The organism is Winogradskyella sp. HaHa_3_26 (assembly GCF_019278425.1).
GTDB classification, from domain to species: domain Bacteria; phylum Bacteroidota; class Bacteroidia; order Flavobacteriales; family Flavobacteriaceae; genus Winogradskyella; species Winogradskyella undariae.
In genome coordinates this window covers 2,301,543-2,324,438 of sequence record NZ_CP058981.1, presented here as the reverse complement: position 1 = coordinate 2,324,438, position 22,896 = coordinate 2,301,543, and the positions used below count along the sequence as shown (strand labels likewise).

Here is a 22,896-nt window from a genome sequence, read left to right as displayed (position 1 = left end):
AATGAAAGACAAATTAATTTTAGCGTTAGACCAAGGGACAACATCGTCTCGAGCTATTTTGTTTAACCACAGCGGAGAGATTGTAAAAGTATCTCAAAAACCTTTCGAACAAATATTTCCAAAACCGGGATGGGTAGAACATGATCCAAATGCTATTTGGTCATCACAAATATCAGTTGCTGCAGAAGTTATTGCACAACATGGAATTAACGGAGAATCTATTGCTGCTATCGGTATCACAAACCAAAGAGAAACTGTAGTGGTATGGGATCGTGAAACTAGCGAACCTATTCATAATGCAATTGTATGGCAAGATAGAAGAACATCTAGATACTGTGACGAGTTAAAAGAAGCTGGTCACACAGATATGATTAAAAAGAAAACAGGTTTAGTAATTGACGCCTATTTCTCTGCTACAAAATTAAAATGGATTTTAGATAATGTAGAAGGAGCAAGAGAAAAAGCTGAAGCTGGAAAATTATGTTTTGGTACTGTTGATTCATGGCTTATCTGGAAACTTACTAGAGGAAAAATGTTTATCACAGATGTTTCAAACGCAAGTAGAACAATGTTATTTAACATTCATACTATGGCGTGGGATGAAGAATTAATGGAATTATTTACTATTCCTAAAGCTATGTTGCCAGAAGTAAAACAAAGTAGTGAAGTATACGGAACTACTGCAACAACATTATTCTCTACAAAAATTCCAATCGCAGGTATCGCAGGTGATCAACAAGCTGCATTATTTGGACAAATGTGTACAAAACCAGGAATGGTTAAAAACACTTACGGAACAGGATGTTTCTTATTAATGAATACTGGTGAAGAAGCTGTTTACTCTAAAAACAACTTATTAACGACTGTTGCATGGAAAATAAACGGAAAAACTACTTATGCGTTAGAAGGTAGTGTTTTTGTTGGTGGTGCCGCAATACAATGGTTACGTGATGGTGCAAGAATGGTAAGAACTGCCCCAGGTATTAATCACTTAGCTGAAATGGCGGAAGATAATGGTGGTGTATATTTTGTACCAGCATTAACAGGTTTAGGTGCTCCTTATTGGGATCAATATGCACGTGGAGCTATGTTAGGAATTACTCGAGGAACTACTGATGCACATATTGCTCGTGCAACATTAGAAGGTATTGCTTTTCAAGTTTACGATATCGTTAGAGCTATGGAAGCTGATGCAGGTAAAAAAAGTATTGAACTTAGAGTTGATGGTGGTGCAGCTGCAAGTGATTTGTTAATGCAAATTCAATCTGATTTATTTGGATTTAAAATCATTAGACCTAAGACCCTTGAAACAACAGTTATGGGAGCTGCATATTTAGCAGGTTTAGCAGTTGGTTATTGGGATAGTATAGATGATATTCAATCTCAATGGGAAATTGACAAAGAATTTTACCCAGAAGCTCCTCAAGAAAAAGTAGACAACATGCTGCATTACTGGCATAAAGCAGTGAAGTGTGCTCAGAACTGGATTGAAGAATAAATAAACTCTAATACAACAACTATAAAATTAAACAATCATGTCAATATTATTAGCAGAAATATTAGGCACCATGATCCTCATTATATGTGGTAATGGTGTCGTAGCAAATGCCGTATTAAAAGGCACAAAAGGTAATGGATCGGGGTGGATTGAAATCACCACAAGCTGGGCCTTAGGTGTATTTCTTGGCGTTATCATAGCAGGACCATATAGTGGTGCTCACTTAAACCCAGCTGTAACTGTTGCTTTAGCAACAACAGGTGGTATTTCTTGGGCTGTAGTACCAGAATATCTTGCCGGTGAAATGATCGGTGCCATGTTAGGTGCATTTTTTGTATGGTTAGTATACAAGGATCACTTTAAAATTACAGATGATGAAGGAGGTAAATTAGCTTGTTTTAGCACAGGACCAGCAATAAGAAACACGGTCTCTAACTTAACTAGTGAGATTATTGGAACTTTTGTTTTAGTATTTGTCATCTTTTATATCGCAGGACCTACTATTAACTTAGGAGTTTCAGGAAGTACTGAAGCAGCTATAGGACTAGGATCAATTGGAGCAATACCCGTTGCATTTCTTGTTTGGGTAATAGGTTTATCCTTAGGAGGTACAACTGGCTACGCTATTAATCCCGCAAGGGATTTAGGACCAAGAATTATGCACGCTATTTTACCTGTAAAAGGTTCTAGCGACTGGAGCTATTCATGGATCCCAGTAGTAGGACCTATTATAGGTGCTTTAATCGCATCGTTTTTATACATGGCCATAAGCTAATACATCTCTCTAATAACAAAAACAAATGAAAAAATTATTAATAATATTCGTAGCACTAATTGCAGTGCAAATGGGCTATGCTCAAGACACAGAATTAAAAGACAGTCCAATTGATTTTAATTTAGACGTAAAAACAAACCATCTTTGGAGAGGGTTAGTTATTACAGATAAACCAATGGCAGCTGTTTTTTCAAAACTAAAACTAAACGAATCAGGTAGTTTTACTGCTGGATTCTGGGGAGGAATGGCTTTTTCTAATGATAGTGATGCTACTTCTTACAAAGAGATAAACTACTATGCTCAATATGCAAAAAACGGTTTTTCTATAGCGTTATGGGATTTATTTAACACAAGAAGTGTAGAAAATCCTGATGTGTGGAATTATGATAAAAACACAACTACACACCTATTAGATTTACGTACTTCTTACACTTTTAAAGGTGATTTTCCTTTAAGATTAGAAGCTGATGTATTGCTATACGGAACTGGAGATGCACAATTAAATGACGAAGGAGAGTTAGAGCAAAGATATTCTACTTACGTAGAAGCATCTTACCCTATTATCAGAGACTCTAAGGTTAATTTAAATGCTTTTGCAGGTGCTGCTTTTTCTTTAAACGGAGACACTCACTTATATGGTGATGGTGAACAAAATTTCGATTTTGTTAATGTAGGATTTACAGCTTCAAAAACACTTAAATTTTCAGATTTAAGTTTTCCTGTATCAGCTACAACAATGTGGAATCCTTCACAAAAAATAGCTAGAATACAGTTAGCAGTTAGCTTATTCTAAGAAAATTATCATAAGTTTTATTACATACCCTATGGTTTGAAACGCTTTTCAAATCATAGGGTATATTTTTTTGAATATCTTTTCAAGATAATTGAATCCATATAATAAAAAAACCTTTGATTACGTGTGACATTTATTATCACATGTAATCAAAGGTTCAATTATAAATAGTAGATGTTAACTACCTAATTGTAATTACAACTTTATATCATTTTTAAGGTATTCACCTCTTGCTCTGTAAGATGTTTCCAGTGACCACGAGGAATATCTTTTTTCGTTAAGTGACCAATTGCAACACAATCAATTCTTACAATATCATATTTAAGTTCATCAAATATAGTACGTAAGATAGTGTTACCTGTATTTTTAATTTTAATACCTACTTGATTTTTAGATTCACCTTGTATGTAACTAATCTCTTCTACAGAAACAAGTTTTCCTTCAATTTTAAAACCTTCTTGAATCTTTTTTAGATCTTCAAATTTTAAATTTTTATCTAATTCTATTTGAAATAAACGAGCTACACCGTTTTTTGAATTAGTAAATTTTTGAACCACTTTGTCATCATTAGTAAACAATAGCAACCCTAACGAGTTTCTACCTAAACGACCTATTGGCTTTATGTTTACATTAGTTGCGTTAGCTACTAAGTCCATAACCGTTTTACCTTTACCTTCTGCAGTTGTAGTTGCAAATCCTTTTGGCTTATTTAATAACACATAAACATTTGGCTCTGGAGTAATACGTTGACCATCGTAACGCACCTCATCAGTACGCTTTACTTTATGCCCCATTTCGGTAATTACTTTACCGTTAACAGATACTAAACCAATAGCTATATTCTCATCAGCTTCACGACGCGAACAAATACCTGAATTTGCTATATATTTATTTAAACGCATCTCATCTGGATTAGATGGTTTGCTTGCTGCTGGTGTTTTCTTTTTTACGGGAGCATTTCCTCTAGCTAAACTATCGGTTTTACTATTAGCATTTCCTCTTCCTGAAGTTTTCCCTTTCCCTTTTCCTTTGCTATCTTGATTTCTGCTCATGTTCTAAATTTTTTGCAAAGATAAACAATAGTTTACATCTTGCACTTAATTATTAAAGTAGTTTAACTCTTGTAATTTTCAACACTTTAAAACTATAAAGGCAATTCTATATTCTATTTAAAACGACCGAAACATCAATTAATAGAATTGAAAAAACACCTGTTACAATTATAAATTTAAGAATATTATGCAGTATTAAATAGTGCGTTTTCTTATTTGATTTTAAAAGGATGATAAGGTAGATAAGCAATAGCATTATACTCAAATAAAAGAAATAATACATATATCCGATTTCAAAAAACAGAATAAGCAACACTGCAGAAACAATAGTTAAAACAGCTACAATAGTTAGCATTAACTTAGACATCTGCTCTCCATAAACTACAGGGATAGTTCTGTAATTTAAAGCTAAATCACCTTTTATATTTTCTAAATCTTTAGTGAGTTCTCTCATAGAGATTAATAAAAACAAAAATATACCATGAGCAAAAACAACATGCTCAAAATTCTGATAATAAATAAAGATGACAAAAAATGGTGTTACAGTAAGTATTGCAGATACCAAGTTACCTACTAAAGGACGTTTTTTTAAACGATGTGAATAAAACCAAATCGCAAAAATGTATATAGAAAAGAAAATTACAGCCTTAAATGACACATAACTAGCAAAGACAACTGCCACAAAATTTAGCACAAAATAAAAAGACAATTTTGTATTTTGACTCACCAAACGGTCAAGCATTGTTTTTCGAGGCTTGTTTATTAAATCTTTTTCAGAATCGTAGAAATTATTAATAATATAACCTGATGCAATTGTTGCTGAAGATGCTAGAACTAACATTAATAAATTAATATCTAAAAGTACTGATTTAACAGGTTTAGTATGTGCAAAAATATAAATAGATGCTAAATACTGAGCGATAACTACAACTAGAACATTATAGCCTCTAACAACAGAGAATAGGCCGAAAAATTTTAATAGAATGTGTTTCCGCCTTCTAGATAACATAATTTGATTAAGAAAAAATTAGAAATAAAACTTCAATCTACTTTAATAAAATACATTTCTTAAAGCTTACTGAATAACGGAATCAAAATCTAAAAATTATAAACAACTTCTAATTTCTGACCCTTAAGCGCTTCCCTAGCTTTATCTATATTTTCAGTAAATCCTAAGATATAACCTCCACCACCAGAACCACAAAGTTTTAAATAGTAATCATTAGTATCTAAGCCTTTTTTCCATAAGTCATGAAATTGAGCAGGAATCATAGGCTTAAAGTTGTTTAAAACAACTTTAGATAATTGCTTTGTATTTTTAAACAACGATTTCATATCACCCTTTAAAAAATCATCTACACAAGCATCAGTATGCTTTATAAATTGATCTTTAAGCATGCTACGGAAACCTTCATTTTTCATGCTTTCCATAAAAATACTCACCATTGGTGCAGTCTCACCAACAATACCACTATCTATTAAAAATACAGCTCCTTTTCCTTCTGCTTTTTGTGAAGGAATACCTGTAGCTTCAATATTATCTTTCGAATTGATTAAAATAGGAAGACTTAAATAACTATTTAAAGGATCTAATCCTGAAGATTTACCATGAAAAAATGATTCCATAGCAGAAAAAACAGATTTTAACTTTAGAAGTTTTTCACGTGTCAAGTTCTCTAAAACTGTGATTTTGTCACTTGCATATTTATCATAAATTGCAGCAACTAAAGCACCACTACTCCCTACTCCGTATCCTTGTGGAATTGAAGAATCAAAATACATGCCTTCATTAAGATCTCTATGTAATTCACTTGCATTAAAAACCACCAAATCCTTATCTAAACCCTCTAAATACGTCGCAAAACGTTTTAAACTAGCGTTAGAATCTGTAGCTTCTTTAGTTTGGTTATCACTAAGTTTTAGTGCACCATTATAAAAATTATAAGGAATAGACAAGCCTTTAGAATCGCGAATGATTCCGTACTCTCCAAATAAAAGAATCTTAGAATAAAATAATGGTCCCTTCATAAATTTAAAGCAATTACTTTAACAAATATACGTATTAAAATTAGATTTGGTTTGCACCCAAACCAATTTGGTCGCAAATATAATGTTCATTTTGACAATAGCTAACCAATTCATTTTTAATAAACTCAAGAACACTTTTGGTTTCACTTTCTGGATACAGAATATGCACATTTGCACCTGCATCTAGCGTGAAACAAACTTTAGAATCGGTCTTTGCTCTAAAGGCCCAAATTTTATTAATAACCTCTAGTGTGTTTGGTTTCATTAATATAAAATAAGGCATACTCGTCATCATCATAGCATGGAGCGTTAAGGCTTCACTTTCTACAATTTTTACAAATTCATTTAAATCACCCGAAGCTAAAATCGTTTTTAAAGTCGCTAAATTATCATGCGCTTGCTTAAAACGTTCTTGAGCAAATGGATGTCCATACATTAACTGATGACCAACCGTACTACTCACCTGCTTCTCTCCTTTATCGACTAACAAAATAGTGTCTTGATAATTTTTAAAGTTAGAATGCACTTCACCTTCAAATTTTACACCGTATAAATCTGAACTTTCAGCTATACTTTCATTCTCTCCCCAAACAACAAGTTCTCCTTCAATACTTCTGCATGCACTTCCGGATCCTAATCTTGCTAAAAAAGATGCTTTTTGATTAAAATATTTAAGATCAGAAGACTTTTCTACTGCATTCAACTTATATTCAATACTCATTAAACACAAAGCAATAGCACTCATACCTGATGCAGATGAAGCAATACCAGAACTATGAGGAAATGTATTTGAAGTATCAATTTTAAAATGATAATCTCTTAAAAATGGCATATAAGCTTCAATACGCTCAAAAAATATTTGAATTTTCGGTTTGAAGGCTTCATTTTTTTCACCTTCAAAATACACATCAAAACTAAATTCTTTGCCTTCCTTTTTAGTATAAGTAACTTCCGTTATCGTTTTACAATTAGAAAGCGTAAAACTTATGGAAGGATTTTCTGGAATTTGATCTTTCTTTTTCCCCCAATATTTCACCAAAGCAATATTACTTGGAGAAGCCCATTTTACTGAACCTGTTTCAACATTAGTTTGGTATGATTTTAGAATAAAGTCTTGTACTGTCATTACATATTAAATATTGGACAAAGATAAGAGTTTTACCATTGTTTTATAGTTTCTGGCTGTAGCATTGACATCTAGTTTTTTTTCGAAGTAACTTAAGTTGAATTTAGATTTACCATAACCTTTAGAACAGAACAAATAAATACAGTTGTTCATAATCTTATAATCATCATCTATATATCTTTTTTCTGAGGCTTCTTTTATCAACTTTTCGTTTGAAATATCACTCAAAATAACGAAATAACTATGCTCTTTTTTAGCATCACTAAAAGGACAATTATTAAAAATAATTTCTAATTCACTTCTTAAAAGTACCAAAACCGGAATTTCAAAACCAAAATGAGTTAATATTAAATTTTGTATCTTATTTTCTAAAACTCTTTTATCCTCATCTATAGTCTTAAAAATAACATTACCACTTTGTATATAAGTTTGTACATTTTCTAATCCAGATTTAGATAATAAAGTTTTAAGCTCTTGCATTGAAATTTTTCTATGTCCACCAACATTAACCCCTCTGAGGAGTGCTATATAATTTTGCATATTACATCATATTAAAGTATTAGCTACTAATTATTAATAAAACTCGTTATAAATAATATTTCTTTTACAAAAATCTACTAAAATAAATTTACACAACAAAAAAAAAACACTAAACCACCTATACCACAGGCACTTAACATGATTTTTAATTGTTTAAAACATTATAAATTAGCTAATTAATATCTTCAAAATACAAATAAACACGATTAAATGTTGCAAAAGCTTGGTAAAAGTTTAGTTTTACACTCTTAATAGTTGAATTACATGTGTTTCCCCAAATCCAACGCTATTATTATTTTATTTGTTTTCTTACTTTTTGCAGCTCTAAATGTAAATCCACAAGAAAAGCCTTTAACAGATAATAAAAGTGAAGTTTACTCTTTTGATAGTTACAGACTAGATCGGTTAGTTGATAAAGACAGCCTTTACAAGGCAACTATACTTGTAAATAAAGCTATAGATTTCTCAAAGAAAAACAATCTGAAATTAACTGAAGCCAAAGCCTATAATGCTTTAGCTAATGTTTTAGTTAAAACCTCTAATTTTAAAAAAGCGGAGAGTTATCATAAAAAAGCATTTCAAATATTTGATTCATTAAATAACAAAAAAGGAAAAGATCTTGCACTAGCTGGATTAGTTAATACTTATGTCAACGAAAAAAACTATACGAAATTTGATAGTATATACCCTATAGCTCAAGCATTATCGAAATCTTTGAATAGTGAAATTTATTTTATAAATTTTGAGAATTTAATTAAAAGAAACTATTATAATTTAAAAAACAACAGTCTCTTAGAAACCTCTACAAAAGGATTAGAAATTATTAACAATACAGATTTCAGTACTTTAAACAACTCTAAAGATTATCGTACCGAAAATTTAAAACAAGCTTTAACTTTATCTTATAAATACTACAACAGTATTGCCAGAGTAAAAGTAGACAATGTTACCCCTGAAGATTATACAGCTCTATTATCAATAAATGATAAGGATTTAATGTCTATTTTAAAAACAGACATGAGCACTTATAGAAAAGTTGCTACACTAAACTATTATAAACATTCATACTTCACCTATGCTAATAAAAATTTAGACTCAGCAAATAAGTATCTTCTAAAGTCTGATAGCTATAAATACACTGCATTAAGACTTAGTGAAAAAAAAGAGGCTAGAAATGGCGAGTTAATTTCTAAGATAATTAATGCTGAACAACAACTAAATTTAGCTAATGAGATTCAGAAAAAAGATATTAATAATTCTAAAATTTTTCTACGAAGTACAATCATAGTTAGCATCTTATTTATTATTACATTGGTTAGTTTCTTTTTCTACTTTAAAGGAAAAAAGAATCTTGAAAAAATGAATAAAGCATTAACAGCTTCTAATTTAAAATTTGCAAAAATTGACAAAGATAGGCTAGAGTTTTTCTCTATTTTAAGTCATGAATTACGTACACCAATTTATGGCATTAATGGTTTAGCGACACTTATTGACCAAGAAAAGGATGATAAAAAGAAACAATCTTACTTAGACTCACTTATATCCTCAAGTAACTATTTATCTATTTTAATTGATAACATCCTACAAGCTAATCGCTTAAAATTTGACAAACAAAGCCTCCGTTTAAAACCGGGGAAAATAAATACTATTGTCAATCATGTAGTAAGTACCGTTGCCGTTGCTGCAAAGAATAAAGGTTTAGATCTTAAAATTCATATTGATAAATCTGACGAACAAGAACACATTTTAATAGATAAAGTAGCCTTTAGTCAAATATTAATAAACTTAGCATACAATGCTATTCGCTATACAAAAAAAGGCCATATTGGTATTAATGTTTTTGAAAAAAAGCGAGACGCAAACAATATCACCTTACGTTTTGAAGTAAAGGATACAGGTATTGGAATAAGAGAAGAGCACAGATCTATTGTATTCAGTGCCTTTGAAAATAAGGCGTTCTTAAATAAAAATAGTAGTGGCTCTGGATTAGGTCTTCATATTGTAAAAACATTACTCGAAAGTCATAATTCGCAAATAGACTTCACATCTGTCCTAAATGAAGGTACTTGCTTTTTCTTTGAAATTACATTTAAGCTTGTCAATATCTCTGATGAAACTCAAAAAATAATATCTATATTACCGCATAGAGAGATGCGCGTATTGGTTGTTGATGACAATAAAATTAATCTTTTAATTACCAAGAAAAATATAGAGAAAATTGAAGGTTACAGTTGCGAAACAGTATCTAATGGCAAAGAAGCTATAGCTGTCATAAAAAATAAAGATTTTGACATCATCTTAATGGATATAAACATGCCTGACATGGACGGTTATGAAGTTACTAGACACATTAGAATATTTAATTCTGGAACTCCTATTTTGGCACTAACGGCTTTAAATTCTAATGAAATTTTACAAAAAGCTGAAGAAGCAGGTATTAATCACATCATTACTAAGCCTTACATTTTTGAAGATTTTAAAGCTGTTATTATGTCGTACAGTGGCGATAACGACAACTACTGTAAAATTATCGATGTCGATGCAATGTAAGCACTTGTCCAAGCATTCTGAAAGTTAAAACCACCCGTTACCGCATCTACATTAATGACTTCACCAGCAAAATAGAGATTAGGAATTCTTTTGCTCTCAAAAGTTTTAAAATTTACTTCCTTTAAATCAACTCCGCCAGCTGTAACAAATTCATCTTTAAAAGTACTTTTTCCCATAACCTGAAAAATAGCACGTGTTAATTGGCTAGCTAATGCTTCTAATTGTTGCTTATTAAGATCTGCCCAACGTTTATTATCTTCAATATCTGAAGCTAAAACTAATTGTTTCCATAACCGTTTTGGTAAGTCGAAATGCGAAAGGTTAATGACAGTCTTCTTTGCAAATTCTTGTTTAAAGGCTTTAATCTGATCTATGCAAGATTCATAATCTCTATTAATAAAATTAATTTCAATCTTAAAATTATAATCCATTCTTGCCAATTCTACAGCTCCAAAAGCAGAAAGTTTTAAAATGGCAGGCGCACTCATACCAACATGAGTTATTAGTAATGGCCCTTGTGATTCCAAATCTGTACCTACAACTTTAATGTTTGCATTTTTAGCAACAACGCCAGGAATATCTTTAATGCGTTTATCTTTTATATCAAAAGTAAACAGTGATGGAACGGGATTAATAATAGTATGCCCTAAACCTTCAATAAGTTTCCAAATTTTAGGATTACTACCCGTAGCGATCATTACTTTTTTAGACTGAAAATCGCCTTGAGATGTTTCTATTTTAAATCCACTTTCTAAAGCATCCATAGATTTAACCGAGTGATTATATAAAATCTCTACGTTATGCTTTTTAGCTTCATATAGAAAACAATCGATTATAGTTTGAGATGAATTTGATGCAGGAAACATACGTCCATCTTCTTCAATTTTAAGTTCTACACCACGTTCTTCAAACCAAGCAATTGTATCACCTGTCATAAACTTATGGAAGGGTCCTAAGAGTTCTTTTTCGCCTCTTGGATAGTTGTGCACCAATTCTGAAGGAATAAACTCAGCATGTGTTACATTACAACGCCCTCCTCCAGAAATCTTTACTTTTTGCAAACCTTCTTTACCACGCTCTAATAAAGCAACTGATAATTCTGGGTTTTGTTCGGCAATATTAATCGCCGCAAAAAAACCAGCAGCACCTCCACCTATAATAATGACATCTTTGGTAATAGACATAAAATATATTTAAGAAATTGCGTAATTCAGTCTATCAGCTATTAATTTCACCTATTGAACCTCTAAGGAATATTCTGAAGGAATTACAGTTTTAAGTTTTGCAATATAGGATTTAATCACCTCAATATCTCTATCATTTTGATGATTATTTAAAGCATCATTTCTAAGATTTATGATTTCTTTTATAATAATTTCTTTATAATTTTCTTTTAAAACATCATTTTGCTGCAACAAATATTGAAACATAATAAATAATTTCTGAACAATTATAATATCATGCTTACAGTAAGTTCTCATGGCTGCCATTACATTATAAAGTAATTCCTGAAAATTTACAGTTTTAATAGAAATAACTGCTTTTTCATCTTCATTAAAATAGTAACTTTTATCTTTTTTAGTCATCCTTAACGCAAACAATTCCGTTAAATAATCAATTGCATTGATGCATGTACCTGGATCATTAACTCCTGGCGACATTGCTTTTAATGCAATCTCAGTAATCTGCTTAAAAGCCAAAATATAATTATCTTCAATAAGCTCACTGTTAGAAAATGTAACAGCTTCTATCAACTTTTTTTCAAGATCTATGTGATCTTCTTTTTCCTCAGCGACTTCACCTTTGTATTTTAAAACAGGAACACCTTTAAGAATATACATTCCTTTTACAGGTACTATATCAATTTTTAAATGATGTTCTTCTGCTAGCGTTGCCAAAGCCTTCATGTTTACATCTTGCATGTAGCCCGTTGTGCTAGCCATAATACTTTTCCAATCTGAAGAATCCTCGAATTCTACATCAATGTACTTTTCATTTTCAATTAACCCTTCTAAACGTTGCTTCGATTTTTTAAATATTTTATCCATAATTGTATTCACTTGAATTTCTTGAGAAATAGAATGAATAAAATAAATAAAAGCTCCTAAACTAAAGGTCATAAAAACAATAGCCAACAGCACTGAGAACCCTGGCAGTTGGTATTTATCTCCCTCTGGTGCAATTGAAACTAAAGTAAAAATACAGTATAGTAAAGAAGAATTATAAATACCAAGTATCACTTGATGTCTACGATTAGAAATTAATCCTGGCAATACTCTAGGCGAAAAATTACTTGAAGCTTGGTTGAGTAAAATCATTACCAAAGAAAAACTAAAAACCATTATTGATATAAGCCCAGCAATAAATGTGGTTAATAAACTTCTAGCAGTCTCGGTATTATTAACAACCAAAATTGGCGCATGCTCTACTAAATATTTAGAAATCCCTATGCTCTCTAAATAGATCATAAAAAAAGCAAATAACACCCCAAATAAACTAATTATTGAAGGATAGAAAGCAATATTACTTTCTAACTTTTCTAGCGTATCCCATATTTTATAAATGTAGTTTTTCAAATTATGTTTTTAAAAACTAAGACCTAAGCCAAATGAAAATCGAAGACCATCTTCTCCGCTAAATAAATTAAATGTTCCTGAAAGTGATTCTGCTGCAGTAATCCAAAAACCACCTCCGTAATCATTGTGCCATTTATCTGAGACATCATTTTTTAACCAAACTCTACCAACATCAAACCCTCCAAAAACACCAATTTGTAATGGCGTTACGCTCGTTCTAAACGAATTGAAGCTATATCTTAAATCTGCACTACTTACAAAAGATTTTTTTCCGGTAAAACGCTCTGTTCTATAACCACGTAAACCTGTATCTCCACCAATATTTGCGGCTTGATAAAAAACCATATCATTACCAATTCTAAATTGACTTCTTACATCTGTTTTTAAAACCAATTTTCTATCTTCAGATAACGCATTGTAAAAACCTAGATTTGCATTAATATAGCCATATGTATTATTAGTATCTTCTAATTCGGTCTTAGCCCCTGCATTGATCATGAATTTCATTCCTCGTGTTGGATTTATTTCAGAATCAAAACTCTTATAATTAAATTGTCCCTCTAAACCACCAAAATATTGTCTCTCATAAAATTCTGATGTAGCATCTGGTATAAAATCTGTAATAAATCGATTATCTGTGGCTTCTAATTCTATGCCTTCAAATATTGCTTTTACTCCGTAATCACTACCAAAATCACCTTTTTTAGAAATCCCTGCATAGGCCTGAATGATACTTGTTTTTACACGGTTATAATCGCGATCTAAATCATCTTCAAGATTTACAGTTTCGTTTCCATAACCAAAGAAATTATTAGTGTAATTTTCTGAAGTAAATTGCCCTCCAACTTGTAAATTCCAATTACCAAAGATATTAGAAAACTCTCCATCATAGTTTAAAGAAAACCCTTCCGTTGCAAAGAAATAACCCCCATTAAATCTATGTTGACTAGAAAATGGATTGCGTTGAAAACCGTTTTTAGTAATTACATGAGATATACCAAGAGACATACCATCATCTGGATTATAACCTATAGCTGGAGTTGTAACACGCTGATTTAAAATATTTTTGTTAAAATCGAATAAATTAAGATTATAAATATCTGTTAATCTTACAGCAGCTCCGCCCTTTTCTTCAATTGTATTCTTTTTACTTTCGTGATCGTAAATCTTTATTTTACTCCCCGATTTGATTTTATATGTATCGTTTTCTTGACCGCCAATTAGCCGTGTAAAGATCTTATGACTTCCTTTTCCTGTAACTTCAAAAACATCTTTATCATCTAACCCGTAAATCCACAGTTCTTTTGTAACAGCTTTATTTAAAACCTTATCAACAATAACATCTGCTTTTTCACCGTCTTTAATTCTAGATATAATAACACGAGTTTCTTTATTCCCTTGACGAATCACCTCTATATAATCATCTTTATCTGTTCCTGTTAAAATGACTAATTCATTCAGGTATTCGTAATATCTAGTCGCTATATCTACAAGATTTTTGCGACGTCCTTTTAAATTTTTCTTAATATCCTCTAAGGTTTCATCTTGAACTTCTTTAGGAATTTTAGAAAATGCTTTTTCTATCACCTCATCCGTAATATGCTCTTGAAGAAATTTAGCATGCTCTAACCATTCTTCTTTTCCTGATTGTTGGATTAAAGTACGATCTAGTTTTATACCAGCGTTATTCATCCATTTTATATTCTCTAATTTATCATCATAAATCTGAAGTTGGTTAGCTGCACCTGCAACCACACGAGCGACATCTAATAAGGCTCCATCAAAATTAGAAAACACTTGATCTCGGTCTCTCGGAATTGGTCTGTATAATTTGTCTCCATTTGGCTGATCGAATTGTGCCCAACGCCACTGATCTTGATGCCTATCCCAATCACCAATTAACATATCAAATAAACGTGCTCTTATAAATGCGTTCTCATCAATTTTATATTCTTCATCCTCTCTTACTTTTTCAATAATATCATGCGTACTTTCAATATCATCTGCATAACCAAAATTACGTTCATCTGTATAATTTTCTTCAGGTCGCTCTTCAATCATATAGAGCTCATCCCCATATTCTTCATTAAAATCACCTAAATATTTATGCTTAGGTATAAAGAAAAGTCTTGGATTGGTATGGTAGACCTCTGCTGCATCTGATAAATCTGGCACCACAGTAAAAGCATAAGGGTGTGCTGCTGTATAGAAATCTAAAACTAAACCTTCTACTTGTGTGCGTTCAAAATCATCTTGAATGTAATTCTCTTTAAATAGAACCGTCTGCAAGTATTGCGTGGCACTTTTCTTTAATGCTCGCATATTTAATTCTCTACCATCTTTAGTCTTTAGACGTAAAGACCTTGTTTGGTGCCCACCACCTTTACGCACAATCTCTAAGCCACCGTATAGAGTATCTAATGTGGCTACTTTCGCTTTTATTTTAGTACTGTAGACTTCTCTGTAATGATCCCCCCAAACGGATTTAAAAAAACCTGTTCTATCCGTCTCTTCTTCATCATAAACAGAAACACTAATTTCATTTGGAAATGTATCGGGTAAATTAGAAACATCGTAAGGTTCTTTAACACCTATTATTTCATGTTCAAAAACAAGTTTTGGATTGTCATTTTCTACACTAAAAAACTTAACCCAAGAACTGCCGTCTTTATAAACCACAAGTTCTGCAAAACCTTGCCCACCGTAACTAAATAACCCTTTTGTCCCTAAAGCTGCTGCACCGTCTTTAGACCCCGACCCTGATACAATTTGTTTTATATTTTCATTTTCGAGATATTGAAGTGTATGCTCGTGACCAGAAACAAACACAATATTTTCTTTATCGAACGTCAGCGTTTCAATACGTTTCATTAACTCGTTGTAACGTTCATTATAACGATCTTGAATTGAAACACCACCTTGCGTCCTTACTTGTGTAATAAGAGTTGCTAAAATTGGCAATGGCACATTACCTTGCGTTGGATAAAGGTGTTTTTTTGCACCATAATAACCACCATGAACTCCATTGGTATGCATTGGATGGTGCATGGCTATAATGGTTGTTTTATTTTGAGCTTTTTTAATTTCGCCTTCTAATTCTTCAAAAAAACGATCTCTGGTCTTTATTTCACACTTATCATTTATAGTAGGATTGTTATTCCAATTTTCTAAATACCACTGTGTATCTACCACAATAAGCTTTATATTATCTCCTATATCAATATCCTCAATTGGGCAACCATTTTCTGGTTGAAATGTGTTTTTACCTAAGGCATCTTCAATATATTTCTCTTGACGTTTTAGCCCTTTTAGTCCGTTTGAATACCAATCGTGATTTCCGGGAATAAATAAGACCTCTCCTTCAAAATCTTTTACCGCATTAATTTGTACATCTAAAGCCTGTTCTGCCTCTGCTCTATCTGAATCATCTTTATCTGGCAAGCCTACAGGATAAATATTATCACCTAAAAAAAGAGCAACATCGTCTTTTGTTTCCTTTGTTGAAATATAATTTTTGAAGGCAGACAAGGCACTAGACATGCCACCATTATCCACTAAACCAGCATCACCTATTAAGTAAAATCGTCTATCAACTTCCTTTTCTGGTGATTTATTTACTTTTAATTTTTCTTCTTTATACTGCGCTTCGTAAGTCGCACAAGCATTAAAAAACAAAGTAAAAAGTATAACAAGTAGTGTGTATTGTTTTCTCATATTTTAAAGTAAATCACAAAATAATGCTATTTTTATGGAAGAACTTGACTGTTATACAATGAATTTTAGTCTTTATACTTTCTCCCAAAGACTATCTGTAAAGTAATGTTTACAATCTAAGAAATTAGATTTGACATCAAAATTAGTAGCACCTGCTAATTTTTCAATTTCATTGAGTGCATATTTTTTTGATAGCTCTGTCCATATTAACTCATTGTAACCAAAGGTAATCGTTTTATTTATAGCTTTGAGCTGTACCGTTTGTTCTCTAAGGCTAACAATATAACTTTTTACATCACCTGTTAAAGGATTGTAATGTGCATAAAAATCGAAATCATCAATTTTAAAATCGGCGTCTAATTCTCTATTGATTCTTATTAGTAAATTAAGATTAAATCTTTTGGTTATTCCATGTTTATCAAAGTAAGCATCATGAATAGTGATCGGATTTTTCTTTAAATCGAAACCAATTAAAAGCTTATCTCCCTTTTTCATGTTTTTATTAAAAAGCTGAACCAATTCTTTAGCTTTATCTTCAAGATAATTTCCAATATTACCGCCTAAAAACAATAATAGACTAGGATGTTCACTTTGTTTATTTTCTTTTAAAATCTCAAAATAATCACCTACCTGTGGCTTAATACTAATACCTGGCAAACGTTCTTTTAAGCGCTTTTCTAATATATCCATGGCCTCTTTAGAAATATCAATAGGCAAATAATTAAAATCGATATTATTAGCTACTAAATATTCTAAAAGCTTGAAGGTTTTTAAGCCATCTCCTGCTCCTAATTCTAAAATATTAAACGGTGTAGAAAACTGTAAAGCCTCTGTAATTTGCTGACATTGCATGGATAAAATCTCAAATTCAGCGTTAGTGAGATAATATTCTGGCATATTCATTATATCTTGAAATATGCGACTACCATTATCGTCATAAAAATATTTTGAAGGTAAATGTTTTTCCTCTGCGGTTAAGCCTTCAAGGATATCTTGTGCAAATGTATTAGTCATAAAAAAGTTTAAAGTTTAAAACGGATCTAAAGTTCTTTGTATAATGATTGTGTTTATTTGGCAAGTCTGATTCCTGAAAATTGCCAGCGTAAGTTTGCTTGAAAAAAGTTGCGATAAGTAGCTCGGCTATGATTTTTAGATGTTGCTACTGAGGCGCCACGCAAAACCATTTGATTCACCATAAATTTACCGTTATACTCTCCTAAAGCACCATCTACTTTGGTGTAATTAGGATACGGTAAATAAGCACTATTGGTCCATTCCCAAAGCTGACCATATTTAAATTGAACGGAAGCCACTTCCCATTCAAATTCCGTAGGCAAACGCATACCTTTCCATTGTGCATAAGCAAAAGCTTCATAAAATGTAACGTGACTTACCGGTAAATTACCATCAACTTCTACAAAACCGTTAAGTGTATATTGCATCCATTTCTCTTCTACATAATGCCAATACAAGGGTGCTTTGAGTTTATTATTTTGAACAAAATCCCAGCCTTCCGCATGCCAAAGATTAAAATCGTTATAACCACCTGCTTCTATAAATTGAATATATTCTGCATTAGTAACCAATCGGTTGGAAATTTGATACTCATGAAGATACACTTTATGCCTTCCTAACTCGTTATCAAAACAAAAGCCATCGTTATTATGTCCAATTTCATAAACGCCTTCTTTGATTGGAATAAATGTTTGTGTTTGTGTTTCTACCTGTAATTGAATTGTGTAATCCAATTTTGGAAATGAAGGTTGATTACCAAAAATATATTTAATATCATAAATTAATAATTCTTGGTGTTGTTGCTCGTGCTGAAGGCCAATTTCAATAATATTTGAAATTTCTTCTGATATTCCTTTCGCTATAAATTGTGCTAAGTGCTCATTTACATAAGCTCTATATTCTAAAACCGATTGTAATGTAGGTCTAGTCATTAAACCTCGTTCTGCTCTCAAAACACGTTTTCCTACATTATTGTAATAACTATTAAAATAATAGGCATAATCTTCATGAAAAATCTTGTAATCTGAACAAAAATCAGACAGTATAAATTGTTCAAAAAACCAGGTGGTATGTGCTAAGTGCCATTTTGGTGGCGACACAAAATCGGCTGGTTGAATAGAAACATCTTCGGGCTCAAGCGAACTACAAATTTGTTCCGTTTGTTGTCTTATTTCTAGAAATCGTTCGGATGTTATGGTGTTGGTGGTTATAGCTTGCACGTGTATAATTTATAGGATTTCTGTTTCAAAAATAACTTCGCTAGCAATCGTTTTATGTACTGGACAACGCGATGCTATTTCTTTTAATCGTTGGGATTGTTCTTCACTTATATCTCCTATAAATTTTAGCTTTTTACTAATATGATCTAAGTACTTAGGCTTTTCTAAAACAAGATTTAAGTCGTCACTATGTTTTCTAGAGTGCGATATGTAAACATAAACCTCTTTTAAATCCCACTTTTTTCGTTCGGCATACATTTTTAAAGTCATCACCGTACATGCAGCTAATGCAGCATTTAGGTATTCGTATGGTGAAGGTCCAAAATCCTTACCACCAACACTTGCTGGTTCGTCTGCAATTAGCGTATGATTTTTAGTTTGAATAGAAGTGGTAAAATTATCTTCTACAATATTAAGATGCCCAACTAATTGATCTCCTTCGGTATCGAGCATTACATTTTCCACCTTAGGGAAATATCGTTTTGCCCAAGTCCCTATAATTTCACCAACATACTGACTATCCTCTTCTTTAGTTAATAAATGATCTGCATTATCTAATGAGACAAAGCTTTTAGGGTGATGTGCATTTTTATATAACTGCTCTGCATTTGCTATACCTACTGTTTTATCAAAAGGCGAATGCATTATTAACAAAGGTTTACGCAGTGTTTTTACAAGTGCTGGTAAATCTGTTTTATCAAACTCTTCAACAAAGTCTTGATTAATAACAAAAGGGCGTCCTCCAATATTAACTTTAACATCTCCCTTTTCTTCCGATTCTTCAACCTGATGAGAAAATAAATGTTTTACATGATCTACTGTAGCTGGTGCTCCAACGGTGGCAACTGCTTTTACAGCTTCTATTTCTGAAGCCGCTACCAATACTGCTGCACCTCCAAGAGAATGACCAACAAGTAAACTTGGTGCTTGATAATGTTGAGACATATAACTATGTACGTCTAACAAGTCCTCTACATTTGCAGAGAAATGACTATCGGCAAATTCGCCTTCACTTCTTCCTAGTCCTGTAAAATCGAAACGCAGAACCGCGAATCCATTTTGCGTTAATGCTCTACTCACATTTCTAACAGCTTTTAAACTGCTACTACAAGTAAAACAATGTGCAAAAATGGCGTAGTAATTTGGTTTCTGATTGGCTGGTAATTCTAAATTAGCATTTAGAGTTAGACCTTTTCTATTTTGTATTTTAAGCTTTGTACTTTTCATTACCTAATTTTAATCTTCAATTTGCACACCGCGCCAAAAAGCCACATGATTTTTAATCCCTTTTGCCAATTCTGATACCTCTGGATAAAACCAAGCTGCATCTTTATTTTGTTTTCCATCCACTTCTATGGTGTAATAAGAAGCAGTTCCTTTCCAAGGGCATACGGAGTGTATTTCACTCGTTTTGAAAAATTCTTTATTGATACTCTCGTGAGGAAAATAGTGGTTTTTTTCAATAACTATCGTTTTATTACTTTCTGCTATGACTTTATTATTCCAAATTGCTTTCATCTTTGTTGTTTTTTAATACCTAATAAGGACTTTTATATTACCCTATTTATGCACACGTAATTTCTATCTGTATTCAGGATTTTCGAAAGACCAATGCGTCCCACTATCCCAAGCTTCTCGAGAGTTACCATAATTACTGTAACCTTTGTTTTCCTTTAATAATTTTGCCAAGTGTAATAGATTGTAAGTCATAAAGGTCGTGTTTCTATTTGTAAATTCCGAATCAAAACCTACAGGTGGATTAATGGATTTATCCTTCCATTTTGTATCACCATAACTAGGCCCAGGACCAACTTCACCAATCCATCCAGAATCGGCCTGCGGCGGAATAGAATAGCCAACATGTTGTAAAGCATACAATATACCCATTGCACAATGTTTTACCCCATCTTCATTACCTGTTACCATACATCCACCAACTTTACCGTAAAAAACATATTGGCCCTTTTCGTTGGTTTCTCCACTCATTGCATAAAGACGCTCAATTAATTTTTGAGCTTCAGAAGATTTTTCACCTAACCAGATTGGGGTTCCCACTATTAAAACATCTGCCTCACTTACTTTTTTATAAATACTTGGCCATTCATCTTTATCCCATCCATGCTCTGTCATATCTGGATAAACACCAACAGCAACATCACGATCTATAAATCGGATAGTTTCAAACGAAACTTTTTCCTTTTTTAGAATATCCTGTGACACTTGCATAAGCTTTTCTGTATGGCTTACAGCTGGTGATTTTTTTAACGTGCAATTAATATACAATACTTTGAGTTTCGAGAAATCCATTATTTTGTTTTTTTAATTATTAATTTTTTTAAGAACTACATGAAAGCATTGAGCAACCCACTTTATGTCTTGCCCACTCTGGTCGTTTGGCAAACCATTTTTCGTTTTTGGGTTGCTCATCGTATGGTTTTTTTAATAGTTGAAATAATTCATCTATTAAACTATAATCTCCTTCATCAGCTTTATCAATGGCTAATTGCGCCATATAATTACGAAGTACATATTTAGGATTTACAGCATTCATCTTTTGGTGACGTTCGGCATCAGTTGCTTCCTCCTTCTGCAATCTTTGGTCGTAAGCATTAAACCAAACTTTCCATTGGTCTAGAACTTTACTTTTTACTTCTTCTAACTTATAAAATGCTTTACGTATAATTTCTATCCCTTTTTCAACATCACCTTTTTTATAATGACCTAATTGTCTGAAGAAAATAGTCATATCTGTTTCCGTAAGAAGCAAACAATCTTCAAGATCTGCCATTAATTTTGCATCCTTTTCAGCTTCAAATTTTAATCCTAACTTAGAACGCATCATTTGAAGCGATTGCTTTTCAAAATCAGTTTGGTATTGATTTAAAATAGTCTCTATCGGTTCTGCTTCTTCTACAAGTGGGTAAAGTGCATTGGCGAGTTGTAGTAGATTCCAAAGCCCAATGTTTGGTTGATTTCCGTAACGGTAACGCTTATTTTGCTTATCTGTAGTATTTGGCGTCCAACCAAAATCAAAATCTTCTAACCAGCCGTAAGGTCCATAATCTATCGTTAACCCTAAAATAGACATATTATCGGTATTCATAACTCCGTGTACAAAACCGACACGCTGCCAATGGATAATCATATCTAAAGTCCGTTGTGTTACGGCTTCAAAAAATTGGATATACGTTTCTTTTGAAGGCTTACCCAATTCTGGATAAAAATATTTTATAGTATAATCCGTTAGTTTTTTTAAATTTTTAATATCATTTCTTGCTGCGAATAATTCAAAATTCCCAAATCGAATAAAACTTGGCGCTAACCTAGAAACAATGGCTCCTTTTTCATAATCTGCATTTCCATTATATAGTACATCTCTTAAAACTGCATCACCAGAGGTCATTAAACTTAACGCTCTTGTGGTTGGCACGCCTAAATAATGCATGGCTTCGCTACAAAGATATTCACGAATAGAAGATCTTAAAACCGCAAAGCCGTCACCTTGCCTTGAATACGGTGTTTCTCCAGAACCTTTGAGTTGTAACGCCCAACGTTTATGATGATGTTCTACTTCAAATAAATTAATTGCTCGTCCATCCCCTAATTGCCCAGCCCAATTACCAAACTGATGACCAGCATAAGCCATAGCGTAGGGATTAGTTTCTGGATAAACTTTAGCACCTGAAAAAACTTCTAAAAAGTTCTTTGATTTCACATCAAATTCATCTAACCCAATATTCAATAACATCTCTTTTGAAAAATGAAGCAGTTTTGGTTGCGATGGTACTTTTGGAGCAACATAAGAATGTGTAGCTCCAGAAACCTGCCGTCTAGAATTTTGAGTATTAGGATCTGAAGGTAGCTCTTTGTTAAAAGAATCTTTTATATTTAATTTCATATACGGAAATATTGCGCTTTGTAAAATTCAGTAAAATAATATTGAAATGTTACTGCATATAAGTCGACTATTAACTCAGATCATTTCAAAATTTGAATTTTTATAAAAATAC

The 22,896-nt window shown here is 32.2% G+C and carries 18 protein-coding genes; 4 read left to right on the top strand and 14 right to left on the bottom strand.

All coding sequences use genetic code 11. The annotated features are described in order from the left end of the window. Position 1 precedes the first annotated feature (1 nt). Genes glpK through H0I32_RS09990 form a run of 3 tightly spaced genes read left to right on the top strand, consistent with a single transcriptional unit; the run spans position 2 to position 3,066 of the window. Positions 2 to 1,498 carry a glycerol kinase GlpK gene (gene glpK, locus H0I32_RS10000; protein ID WP_173586357.1) on the top strand — a complete coding sequence of 499 codons (1,497 nt, stop codon included), beginning with the start codon at positions 2 to 4 and terminating at the stop codon, positions 1,496 to 1,498. 37 nt (positions 1,499 to 1,535) lie between these two features. Further along, positions 1,536 to 2,273 (top strand): MIP/aquaporin family protein, encoded by a 738-nt coding sequence (locus tag H0I32_RS09995; RefSeq protein ID WP_173586356.1) that lies wholly within the window; start codon positions 1,536 to 1,538, stop codon positions 2,271 to 2,273. Between the two features lie 25 nt (positions 2,274 to 2,298). Next, complete coding sequence (locus H0I32_RS09990) at positions 2,299 to 3,066, top strand: hypothetical protein (RefSeq protein WP_179313467.1); 768 nt, start codon at positions 2,299 to 2,301, stop codon at positions 3,064 to 3,066. A 203-nt stretch (positions 3,067 to 3,269) separates the two neighbouring features. Here H0I32_RS09990 and H0I32_RS09985 read toward each other — a convergent pair whose 3' ends face one another. The 5 genes from H0I32_RS09985 to H0I32_RS09965 form a co-directional block, all read right to left on the bottom strand. After that, positions 3,270 to 4,118 (bottom strand): pseudouridine synthase, encoded by an 849-nt coding sequence (locus H0I32_RS09985; RefSeq protein ID WP_173586354.1) that lies wholly within the window; start codon positions 4,116 to 4,118, stop codon positions 3,270 to 3,272. A gap of 106 nt (positions 4,119 to 4,224) precedes the next feature. Beyond that, a complete protein-coding gene (locus H0I32_RS09980; RefSeq protein ID WP_173586353.1) occupies positions 4,225 to 5,127 on the bottom strand; it encodes a geranylgeranylglycerol-phosphate geranylgeranyltransferase in 903 nt (300 codons plus the stop codon). 89 nt (positions 5,128 to 5,216) lie between these two features. Then, a complete protein-coding gene (locus tag H0I32_RS09975; protein WP_179313468.1) occupies positions 5,217 to 6,146 on the bottom strand; it encodes a mevalonate kinase in 930 nt (309 codons plus the stop codon). A gap of 40 nt (positions 6,147 to 6,186) precedes the next feature. After that, positions 6,187 to 7,272, bottom strand: a complete 1,086-nt coding sequence (locus H0I32_RS09970; RefSeq protein ID WP_179313469.1) for a diphosphomevalonate/mevalonate 3,5-bisphosphate decarboxylase family protein — start codon at positions 7,270 to 7,272, stop codon at positions 6,187 to 6,189. A 6-nt stretch (positions 7,273 to 7,278) separates the two neighbouring features. After that, positions 7,279 to 7,812: a DUF1697 domain-containing protein gene (locus H0I32_RS09965; protein WP_179313470.1), complete on the bottom strand. Its 534-nt coding sequence runs from the start codon at positions 7,810 to 7,812 to the stop codon at positions 7,279 to 7,281. 264 nt (positions 7,813 to 8,076) lie between these two features. On the opposite strand from H0I32_RS09965, the gene H0I32_RS09960 reads away from it, so the two are divergent. Next, on the top strand, positions 8,077 to 10,362 hold the full coding sequence (locus H0I32_RS09960; protein WP_179313471.1) for a response regulator: 2,286 nt from the start codon (positions 8,077 to 8,079) through the stop codon (positions 10,360 to 10,362). On the opposite strand, the gene H0I32_RS09955 is transcribed toward H0I32_RS09960, so the two are convergent. The 9 genes from H0I32_RS09955 to H0I32_RS09915 all read right to left on the bottom strand — a co-directional run bounded on the left by H0I32_RS09955 (position 10,329) and on the right by H0I32_RS09915 (position 22,784). After that, positions 10,329 to 11,546 carry an NAD(P)/FAD-dependent oxidoreductase gene (locus H0I32_RS09955; RefSeq protein ID WP_179313472.1) on the bottom strand — a complete coding sequence of 406 codons (1,218 nt, stop codon included), beginning with the start codon at positions 11,544 to 11,546 and terminating at the stop codon, positions 10,329 to 10,331. The two genes, H0I32_RS09960 and H0I32_RS09955, sit on opposite strands and share 34 nt — an antisense overlap. A gap of 51 nt (positions 11,547 to 11,597) precedes the next feature. Beyond that, positions 11,598 to 12,938 carry a DUF2254 domain-containing protein gene (locus H0I32_RS09950; protein WP_179313473.1) on the bottom strand — a complete coding sequence of 447 codons (1,341 nt, stop codon included), beginning with the start codon at positions 12,936 to 12,938 and terminating at the stop codon, positions 11,598 to 11,600. 9 nt (positions 12,939 to 12,947) lie between these two features. Further along, positions 12,948 to 16,652 (bottom strand): metallophosphoesterase, encoded by a 3,705-nt coding sequence (locus H0I32_RS09945; protein ID WP_179313474.1) that lies wholly within the window; start codon positions 16,650 to 16,652, stop codon positions 12,948 to 12,950. Between the two features lie 72 nt (positions 16,653 to 16,724). After that, on the bottom strand, positions 16,725 to 17,666 hold the full coding sequence (locus H0I32_RS09940) for an L-histidine N(alpha)-methyltransferase (protein ID WP_173586345.1): 942 nt from the start codon (positions 17,664 to 17,666) through the stop codon (positions 16,725 to 16,727). Positions 17,667 to 17,719: 53 nt separating this feature from the next. Then, positions 17,720 to 18,877: an ergothioneine biosynthesis protein EgtB gene (egtB, locus tag H0I32_RS09935; RefSeq protein WP_179313620.1), complete on the bottom strand. Its 1,158-nt coding sequence runs from the start codon at positions 18,875 to 18,877 to the stop codon at positions 17,720 to 17,722. An 18-nt stretch (positions 18,878 to 18,895) separates the two neighbouring features. After that, positions 18,896 to 20,113, bottom strand: a complete 1,218-nt coding sequence (locus H0I32_RS09930; protein ID WP_179313475.1) for a bifunctional alpha/beta hydrolase/OsmC family protein — start codon at positions 20,111 to 20,113, stop codon at positions 18,896 to 18,898. Positions 20,114 to 20,122: 9 nt separating this feature from the next. Continuing rightward, positions 20,123 to 20,404 carry a DUF427 domain-containing protein gene (locus H0I32_RS09925; protein ID WP_173586343.1) on the bottom strand — a complete coding sequence of 94 codons (282 nt, stop codon included), beginning with the start codon at positions 20,402 to 20,404 and terminating at the stop codon, positions 20,123 to 20,125. Positions 20,405 to 20,467: 63 nt separating this feature from the next. Then, entirely contained in the window at positions 20,468 to 21,193 is a 726-nt protein-coding gene (locus H0I32_RS09920; RefSeq protein ID WP_179313476.1) for a flavodoxin family protein, read from the bottom strand. A 28-nt stretch (positions 21,194 to 21,221) separates the two neighbouring features. After that, a complete protein-coding gene (locus H0I32_RS09915; RefSeq protein WP_179313477.1) occupies positions 21,222 to 22,784 on the bottom strand; it encodes a protein adenylyltransferase SelO in 1,563 nt (520 codons plus the stop codon). Between the last annotated feature and the right edge of the window lie 112 nt (positions 22,785 to 22,896).

What these genes read in the sequence shown, in the direction of transcription:
- glpK (WP_173586357.1), top strand. Translation starts at nt 2, where the DNA reads ATGAAAGACAAATTAATTTTAGCGTTAGACCAAGGGACAACATCGTCT.
- H0I32_RS09995 (WP_173586356.1), top strand. Translation starts at nt 1,536, where the DNA reads ATGTCAATATTATTAGCAGAAATATTAGGCACCATGATCCTCATTATA.
- H0I32_RS09990 (WP_179313467.1), top strand. Translation starts at nt 2,299, where the DNA reads ATGAAAAAATTATTAATAATATTCGTAGCACTAATTGCAGTGCAAATG.
- H0I32_RS09985 (WP_173586354.1), bottom strand. Translation starts at nt 4,118, where the DNA reads ATGAGCAGAAATCAAGATAGCAAAGGAAAAGGGAAAGGGAAAACTTCA.
- H0I32_RS09980 (WP_173586353.1), bottom strand. Translation starts at nt 5,127, where the DNA reads ATGTTATCTAGAAGGCGGAAACACATTCTATTAAAATTTTTCGGCCTA.
- H0I32_RS09975 (WP_179313468.1), bottom strand. Translation starts at nt 6,146, where the DNA reads ATGAAGGGACCATTATTTTATTCTAAGATTCTTTTATTTGGAGAGTAC.
- H0I32_RS09970 (WP_179313469.1), bottom strand. Translation starts at nt 7,272, where the DNA reads ATGACAGTACAAGACTTTATTCTAAAATCATACCAAACTAATGTTGAA.
- H0I32_RS09965 (WP_179313470.1), bottom strand. Translation starts at nt 7,812, where the DNA reads ATGCAAAATTATATAGCACTCCTCAGAGGGGTTAATGTTGGTGGACAT.
- H0I32_RS09960 (WP_179313471.1), top strand. Translation starts at nt 8,077, where the DNA reads ATGTGTTTCCCCAAATCCAACGCTATTATTATTTTATTTGTTTTCTTA.
- H0I32_RS09955 (WP_179313472.1), bottom strand. Translation starts at nt 11,546, where the DNA reads ATGTCTATTACCAAAGATGTCATTATTATAGGTGGAGGTGCTGCTGGT.
- H0I32_RS09945 (WP_179313474.1), bottom strand. Translation starts at nt 16,652, where the DNA reads ATGAGAAAACAATACACACTACTTGTTATACTTTTTACTTTGTTTTTT.
- H0I32_RS09940 (WP_173586345.1), bottom strand. Translation starts at nt 17,666, where the DNA reads ATGACTAATACATTTGCACAAGATATCCTTGAAGGCTTAACCGCAGAG.
- H0I32_RS09930 (WP_179313475.1), bottom strand. Translation starts at nt 20,113, where the DNA reads ATGAAAAGTACAAAGCTTAAAATACAAAATAGAAAAGGTCTAACTCTA.
- H0I32_RS09925 (WP_173586343.1), bottom strand. Translation starts at nt 20,404, where the DNA reads ATGAAAGCAATTTGGAATAATAAAGTCATAGCAGAAAGTAATAAAACG.
- H0I32_RS09920 (WP_179313476.1), bottom strand. Translation starts at nt 21,193, where the DNA reads ATGGATTTCTCGAAACTCAAAGTATTGTATATTAATTGCACGTTAAAA.
- H0I32_RS09915 (WP_179313477.1), bottom strand. Translation starts at nt 22,784, where the DNA reads ATGAAATTAAATATAAAAGATTCTTTTAACAAAGAGCTACCTTCAGAT.